The sequence below is a fragment of the Hominilimicola sp. genome (assembly GCF_046972485.1).
GTDB lineage: Bacteria > Bacillota > Clostridia > UBA1381 > UBA1381 > Hominilimicola > Hominilimicola fabiformis.
This window is the reverse complement of record NZ_JBKVWU010000072.1, coordinates 1-7990: the sequence shown is the minus strand read 5'-3', so window position 1 is coordinate 7990 and position 7990 is coordinate 1. Positions and strand designations below refer to the sequence as shown.

Here is a 7990-nt window from a genome sequence, read left to right as displayed (position 1 = left end):
CCTAAGGACAGACCTCCAAAGGAAAGAATGAAAGATTGGGACGAATTCCATACACATTTTGACCTTGCTCAGCTGCAGCTTCAAGGTGCAAGATGTATGGACTGCGGTGTACCGTTTTGTCACACAGGTAAGCAAATCGGAAGAACGTCAATCGGCTGTCCTTTAAATAACCTTATACCGGAATGGAACGACCTTGTATACAGAGGTGATATGGACGAGGCATACAGACGTCTTTCGCTTACAAACAACTTCCCTGAATTTACAGGCAGAGTATGTCCGGCACTTTGCGAGGGCTCTTGTACACTCGGTATGCACGACCCTGCCGTTACGATTAGAAATATTGAGTGCCATATTATAGATACAATGTTTGCGGAGAATAAAGTAAAGCCGAGATTACCTGAAAAGTCAACTGAAAAACGTGTTGCGGTAGTCGGCAGCGGCCCGTCGGGATTGGCTTGCGCAGACCAGCTTAATCAAATGGGTCACAGAGTTACTGTATTTGAACGAGCCGACAGAGCGGGCGGACTTTTGATGTACGGTATTCCGAATATGAAACTTGACAAGAAAGTCGTAAACCGCAGAGTTGAACTTATGGAAAAAGAGGGCGTTGTATTTAAACTTGACACCGAAATCGGTAAAAATTATCCGGCTGTTAAACTTGTAAATGAATTTGACGCGGTTGTACTTTGCACAGGTTCGACAAAACCGAGAATGCTTACTTGCGAAGGTGCGGACTTAAAGGGTGTACATTATGCGGTTGATTTCCTAAAGGCTAATACAAAGAGTTTGCTTGACTCAAATCTTGAGGACAGAATGTTCATAAGTGCCGAAGGCAAAAACGTAATTGTTGTCGGCGGTGGTGATACGGGTACAGACTGCGTGGGTACATCAATCAGACATGGCTGCAAAAGCGTTACACAGCTTGAAATTATGCCTGAACTTTCAGAGGAAAGAATGCCGAATAATCCGTGGCCGGAGTGGCCGAGAATCAAAAAGACCGATTACGGTCAGGAGGAGGCTATCGAGCTTTACGGCAAAGACCCAAGAGAGTATCTTACAACGGTTACAAAAATCGAGGGCGACGATATGGGCAATGTAAAGGCTGTTCATACCGTTGAGGTTGATTGGTCAACAGGTGCTCCTGTTCCTGTTAAGGGTACTGAACAGGTAAGACCTTGCGAACTTGTTCTTATTGCAATGGGATTTTTAGGACCTGAACAGGAACTTTTAAAACAGCTTACTCTTGATGTTGACGGAAGAAGCAACATTCTTGCCAAGGAAGAGGATCACAAGACAAGTCTTAGAGGCGTGTTTGCAGCAGGTGACTGTCGCAGAGGTCAGAGTCTTGTTGTATGGGCAATCAGAGAGGGCAGACAGGCGGCTGATGCAGTGGATAAATTCTTGATGAAATAAGTAACATGCGAAAACAGACAAAATTCTTGCGATTTTGTCTGTTTTTTTAATGCGTTTTTAAAAATACACAGTTTTTCTCTTGAAATTCCCTATAGAAAATGGTAAAATAAAATTAATACATATAGAGAGAGACTGTCGACATAATGCCGACAGCTCCCAAAATCGTATCTTACGATGTAATTTTTGAGTGTTTAAAGTAGACAAAACCGAAACGGTTTTATCTACTATGATAGAATGGAATGAAAACTATGAATAAGCTAAGAAAATTCAACAGTAAATATATGTTTCTGATTCTTGTGTTTATTATTTGTTTTATAGGTTTGTTTGTGTATCTAAAAGGAGATATGTACAAATGCGAAATACTTTCGGAAGATGAATTTGCAACTTTGAAGACGTGGACCGTTGAAAAAGATAATTCAAAAGTGATTTTACCTTATGGGTTTAAATATACGGGAGAACCGATTGTATTGACGAAGAAGATTGACAAAGCGAATGTGTTTGATGATTCGCAGTATTTAATGGTTATGTCAAGGTATTTTGATTATACCGTTTATGTGGATGACACAAAGCTTTTTGATTTGACCACTCCTCAAAACGGTTTTTCAAAAACTATGGGTACACAGATTAGAATTGTCAGAATCGGAAAAGATTTAAATGAAAAAACGATAAAATTGGAAATACGACCTCTTTTGGAAGATCATATACAGTATTCCGTTGCGCCTATGATGATAGGCACCAGGTCGGATATAGTATGGCATATATTAAAATCCGAGCAGTCGGAAGTTATTACAGCTGTATTAATTATAATATTCGGTTTTGTACTCTTGCTGTTGGCAATAATAATACGGTGCAGTGAGTATGAGGATGACGAGAGCAGTAAAATGTTTTACCTTGGTATGATTTCTGTGATATGCGGAATATATCTTGCCTGTCAGTTTAAAGTGTCGCATATTATTGCACCTAACGGGTATCTGCCGTATTATTTTGAATTTACGTCATTAATGCTTATCAGTGTAGCTGTATCGTTATTTATACAAACTAACGTGGATGGCGTTATTAAAAAATTGTATACCTCAATGTCATGCATATTTGTTTTGAATGTGCTCGTACAGACGTTTTTGAATTTTGTATTAAAAATCGATTATAAGATGATGTTGTTTGTAACGCATATTCTTATCGGCTTATTTGGGATATTGATTTTATCAACAATGATTATTTTTCACAAAAAGAAGAGTATACAATATATGTTGATATCAATTATGTTCCCGATTGTAGGAAGTATTATTGATATAGTGAGATTGTATCGGATCAGCGATGACAAAACGATATATTTCTTCTCAATGGGTTTGTATATATTTGTATTAATGCAGGTAACACGGACGATACGACAGTATCTGGCAAAAAGCAGAAGTCACCTTAAAGCGGAGGTTTACGAACATCTTGCATTTACGGACGGACTTACCGAGCTTAACAACAGACTGTCTTTTGAAAACGATATAAACGAATGTATCGGCAACAACAGACCGGCTTGTATATCTATTGATTTAAACAATCTTAAACGTGCTAACGATACAATGGGACACAGTGCCGGAGATGTTCTTATAAGAGGTATTGCGACAGTACTTCGTGAGGCAGTCGGAAAAGACGGTAAGATATACAGAATCGGCGGCGATGAATTTGTAGTGTTGATTCACGACATTACCGATGACGGCATAGAAAAAGTGCTTAAACGCATTGAGAAGTGCAGAGTAAAATACAATGAAGAAAATAATGTGAATTTGGATTTTGCAAAGGGTGTATCGTTGTATACGGAGGGTGATACGACTTTTGAAAATCTTGTCGCAAGAGCCGACGCGGAAATGTACAGAGATAAACGTCTTACAAAGAAAGGACGCAGGGATGATTATGAGTGATAAAAGACTTAAAGTCTGTTTAAGAGGGGCGGCAGTGTTTTTGGCGGTGTCGATAGTTTTTTGTATAGCTGTAATATGTGGAGTGAATATACAAAAAAGTAATATGGAAAAGCAACGCCTTGATACCGAAACCAAACTTGCGGAAATGCAAATGCCTACGTTTGCACCGCAGTCGACAGAAGAAGTTAAAAGTGACGGTGACGGTGCAACAGGTGAAAGTAATGCAGTAAAGACGGCGGCTGATGCGTTGGGGATAGATGATGTTACAGCGGGTAAAAGTCAATCCGGAGCAGGTAAAAAGGTAATCGTACTTGATGCCGGACACGGTAAGTCATCATCTGAAATGACATCTGACGAAAAAACAGCCGAAGGTTATGAATATAACGAGTCAAAAGGTAATTGGGGCGAATGGCGACACTATAAAAACGGCACATTCGGCGAAAATTGTCACGGCAGCGGTTGTACAGGCTTGTCGCCTGAAAACGCGTCGTGTTGGTATTCAATGGGCAATGCCGACAGAGATACAGAACCGCAAATCAATCTTGACAATGCCTTGGCGACACAAAAGGATCTTGAACAAATGGGTTATGAAGTCCGTATGACGAGAACGTCAAACGAACAAAATCCGTCAATGGACAAGCGTGTATCGTATTGTTTCCCTAATAATGATACAACGTCAAATCCCGATGCGGCGGCATATGTTTGTATCCACTCAAATGCAGGAGGCGGTCGAGGAACTTCATACATAGCTTTGGGTACGGATTACGAACAGAAATTTATAGGCAGTGACTTTGTTGAAAAGTCCAATGAAATGGGTAATATCATAAATCAAAAAGTTGCGGCGGCAACGGGACTTTCGCAAAATTCACCTATAAATACACCTTATTTGATATTGTTCAATAAATGCCCTGTTCCGATTGCTTATATGGAAATCGGTTTTTACGACAGCTCCGATTTGTCGATATTGCAGTCGTCAAGTGATGAAATCGGTAAGGCTATCGCTGAGGGTGTAGACGAATATTTGAAAAATAATTAAGCAAAAAATGTACTGTTTAGGCAGTACATTTTTGATTTGGAGCAATATTGTTGTTGTTTAAGTTGAAAATCAGTGGTATAATTAAGTCATAAAATTAAATCGGAGGACAGAAAAATGAAATACGGTAACAATAAATACGAAGATATAAAAATCGCTTATATCGGCGGCGGCTCACGCGGTTGGGCGTGGGGATTTATGAGCGACCTTGCGGTGTGTGAGGATATGTGCGGTACTGTTTATCTTTACGATATAGATTTAGAGGCGGCAAAGAAAAACGAAAAGATAGGCAACGGCATAAAGGATATAGAAGGCTGTAAGTCACAGTGGAAGTACAAAGACGTTGAAACTGAAAAAGAGGCTCTTGAGGGTGCGGATTTTGTTGTTATATCAATTTTACCGGGTACATTCGATGAAATGGAAAGCGATGTACATACACCGGAAAAATACAATATATATCAATCAGTCGGCGATACGGCAGGTCCGGGCGGAATTTTGAGAGCGTTAAGAACAATTCCGATGTTTGAAGAAATCGCAGAGAATATAAAAAAATATTGCCCTGACGCATGGGTAATCAACTACACAAACCCTATGACAATGTGCGTAAAGACTTTGTATAAGGTGTTTCCTGAAATTAAGGCGTTCGGCTGTTGTCACGAAGTGTTCGGTACACAAAAACTGCTTGTAAATGCACTTGAAGATATTAAAGGTGTAAAAGACGTAAAACGTGAGGATATTAAAGTTAATGTTGTCGGAGTAAATCACTTTACTTGGCTTACAAAGGCACAGTACAAGGATATAGATATTTTCCCTGTATATCGTGAATTTGCAGAGAAATACAAAGATAACGGCTTTGTGAAGAAGTCAGATGAAAACTGGATGAATAAGTATTTCTCATGCAGTGAGAAAGTTAAGATTGACTTATTTTTAAGATACGGAAGTATCGCCGCGGCAGGTGACAGACATTTGGCGGAATTTTGTCCGGGTGATTGGTATTTGAAAGACAAAGAAACCGTTGAAAAGTGGGGATTTGCATTAACTCCTGTTTCGTGGAGAAAATGCGACCTTGAGAAACGTCTTGAAAGAAGTGAAAGACTTTACAGCGGTGAAGAAAAGTTTGAACTAAAGGAAACGGGCGAAGAGGGTGTACAGCAGATAAGAGCATTGCTTGGACTTGGCGACCTTGTTACGAATGTTAATATACCGAATTACGGTCAAATTCCTAACTTGCCTATCGGTGCGGTTGTAGAAACGAACGCTTGTTTCAGAGCAAATTCGTTAAATCCTGTATTTGCCGGAAATATTCCGCAGGCAATTTATCCGCTTATAAGCCGTGTGTGCGGTGAACAGGAACAAGTTGTCGATTGTGCTTTAAATCGTGACCTTGACGGTGTATTTAACGCATTTGCGGCTGACCCTAATATGTGTATTTCGGTTAGTGATGCAAGAAAATTGTTTGACGAAATGGTCGACAATACAAAAGAATATTTGAAAATGTATTTCTAAATCGGAGGAGAAATAATGGCTGAATTGAAGTTTGAAATAAAAGAATATATCGGAACGGTATCCGAGAGCAGTAAAGGTTGGACAAAGGAGCTTAATATAGTTTCGTGGAACGGTGCAAACCCTAAATTTGATTTGCGTGATTGGGCACCGGAACATGAAAAAATGGGTAAAGGTCTTACTTTTACAAACGAAGAATTGAAAAATTTAAGAGATATTTTAATTGATATGAATTTATAAATAAATGCACCGCTTTTTAGCGGTGTATTTATTTATGTTGATTGTAAACTCAAGTGTATCAATAATAGTTGACAATAAAAATAAGAAGTGATATAATTCCTACATGAACAATAGGAAAGGTCTTGAGAAAAATGATTGAAGAATTAAAGAACAAAATATTTTCGGGAGAAATGATAACAAAAAATGAGGCAATGAGCCTTATAGACGCACCGCTTGACGAACTTTGCAAAGCGGCTGATGAAATTCGTGAAAAGTTTTGTGACAATGTATTTGACATATGTACAATAATAAATGCAAAAAGCGGAAGATGCAGTGAGGACTGCAAGTATTGTGCACAATCGGCGTTTCACTGCACCAATGTTGAGGAATATCCGTTGCTTGACAAGGAAACAGTCGTAAATGCGGCTAAAAAGAGTGCGGACAAGGGTATTAAACGTTTTTCACTTGTCGCATCGGGAAAAAGACTGTCAGACAGTGAAGTTGACAAAGTCTGTGAAATTATCAAAGAAATAAGAAAAATAAGCGATATATCTGTCTGTGCGTCACTCGGACTTTTAAACGAAGAACAGTTTAAAAGACTTAAGGACGCAGGATTGACGCGTGTACACAACAATCTTGAAAGTTCAAGAAATTATTTTCCAAACGTCTGTACAACGCATACATATGACGATAAAATAAATGCAATCAAAGCCGCTAAAAAAGCCGGACTTTCTGTGTGCAGCGGCGGTATTGCCGGACTTGGCGAAAGTATGGAGGACAGAATTGATATGGCATTTGAGGTTAGAAATCTCGGTGTAAGTTCAATGCCAGTAAATATGTTAAATCCGATAAAAGGAACACCATACGAAAACAATAAAAAACTTACAAAGGACGATATGCGCCGTATATGTGCGATATTCAGATTTATAAATCCGTCAGCCGCAATCAGACTTGCAGGCGGAAGAATACTTCTTGATGACGGCGGAAAATCTTGCTTTGAATCCGGTGCAAATGCCGCTATATCGGGCGATATGCTTACAACAACAGGCGAAACGGTAATGTCGGATATGCAGCTTATAAAATCGCTTGGTTTTACTGCCGGATTGTTAGACGAAGTTAAGTAATTTATACGAAAATGGGTAAAAATATACTAAAACGATATTTAAAAGTTATGTAATTATGAAAAAGTTGTAAAGAATTAAAAAAAAGATTGAAATATAAGAAAATAAGTGATATAATATACGCTATGTTAATATGTCTGTAATAGGACACAGAAGGAGGATATTATCACTATGGCAGTGAAAAATGAACAAATCGAAAAAAACCTTGTAAAACTTACATTTGAAGTAAGTGCAGAGGATTTTGACAAGGCAATTAATCAGGTGTACAAAAAGAATGTAAAAAAGTTTAACGTACCTGGTTACAGAAAAGGCAAAGCTCCAAGAAAGATTATCGAAAAGTATTATACAGAGGCTGTATTCTATGATGAAGCTATTAACAGCGTACTTCCGCAGGCTTATGACGAAGCTCTAAAGGAATCAGGTGTTGAATCAGTTGCAAGACCTGAAATTGACGTTGAAGAAATCAAAAAGGGTGAGCCTGTAGTATTTACAGCACTTGTTACAACTAAGCCGGAAGTTAAGCTTGGCGATTACAAAGGTATAGAAGTGGAAAAAATTGACCATACTGTAACAGATGAAGATGTAGACAAGGATATCGAGGCTACACAAAAGAAGAATGCAAGACTTATCACAGTTGACGACAGAGCAATCGAAAACGGTGACATCGCAGTTATCGACTTTGAAGGCTTTGTAGACGATGTTGCATTTGAAGGCGGCAAGGGCGAAGACTATGAACTTGAAATCGGTTCGGGTACATTCATTCCTGGATTTGAAGAACAGCTTGTAGG

At 38.9% G+C, this 7990-nt stretch carries 7 protein-coding genes; all 7 read left to right on the top strand.

Annotated elements, in window-relative coordinates:
- A partial coding sequence (locus tag ACLTU0_RS08130; protein WP_412322003.1) for a glutamate synthase subunit beta occupies nucleotides 1-1413 on the top strand: 1413 nt, incomplete at its 5' end.
- 344 nt (nucleotides 1414-1757) lie between these two features.
- Nucleotides 1758-3326 carry a diguanylate cyclase domain-containing protein gene (locus tag ACLTU0_RS08125; protein ID WP_412322002.1) on the top strand — a complete coding sequence of 523 codons (1569 nt, stop codon included), beginning with the start codon at nucleotides 1758-1760 and terminating at the stop codon, nucleotides 3324-3326.
- A complete protein-coding gene (locus ACLTU0_RS08120; protein WP_412322001.1) occupies nucleotides 3319-4362 on the top strand; it encodes an N-acetylmuramoyl-L-alanine amidase family protein in 1044 nt (347 codons plus the stop codon). Before ACLTU0_RS08125 ends, ACLTU0_RS08120 begins: the two co-directional genes overlap by 8 nt.
- 114 nt (nucleotides 4363-4476) lie before the next feature.
- On the top strand, nucleotides 4477-5865 hold the full coding sequence (locus tag ACLTU0_RS08115; protein ID WP_412321999.1) for an alpha-glucosidase/alpha-galactosidase: 1389 nt from the start codon (nucleotides 4477-4479) through the stop codon (nucleotides 5863-5865).
- 15 nt (nucleotides 5866-5880) lie between these two features.
- A complete protein-coding gene (locus ACLTU0_RS08110; RefSeq protein WP_412321997.1) occupies nucleotides 5881-6102 on the top strand; it encodes a YdbC family protein in 222 nt (73 codons plus the stop codon).
- 131 nt (nucleotides 6103-6233) lie between these two features.
- The gene (gene bioB / locus ACLTU0_RS08105) at nucleotides 6234-7205 is read left to right on the top strand and encodes a biotin synthase BioB (protein ID WP_412321995.1); all 972 of its coding nucleotides are present in this window, start codon (nucleotides 6234-6236) and stop codon (nucleotides 7203-7205) included.
- A gap of 168 nt (nucleotides 7206-7373) precedes the next feature.
- Nucleotides 7374-7990: trigger factor (gene tig / locus ACLTU0_RS08100; protein WP_412321993.1), on the top strand; the 617-nt coding region annotated here is incomplete at its 3' end.

Coding starts and splice junctions, on each gene's coding strand:
- ACLTU0_RS08120 (WP_412322001.1), top strand. CDS start 3,319: ATGAGTGATAAAAGACTTAAAGTCTGTTTAAGAGGGGCGGCAGTGTTT.
- bioB (WP_412321995.1), top strand. CDS start 6,234: ATGATTGAAGAATTAAAGAACAAAATATTTTCGGGAGAAATGATAACA.
- ACLTU0_RS08110 (WP_412321997.1), top strand. CDS start 5,881: ATGGCTGAATTGAAGTTTGAAATAAAAGAATATATCGGAACGGTATCC.
- ACLTU0_RS08115 (WP_412321999.1), top strand. CDS start 4,477: ATGAAATACGGTAACAATAAATACGAAGATATAAAAATCGCTTATATC.
- ACLTU0_RS08125 (WP_412322002.1), top strand. CDS start 1,758: ATGTACAAATGCGAAATACTTTCGGAAGATGAATTTGCAACTTTGAAG.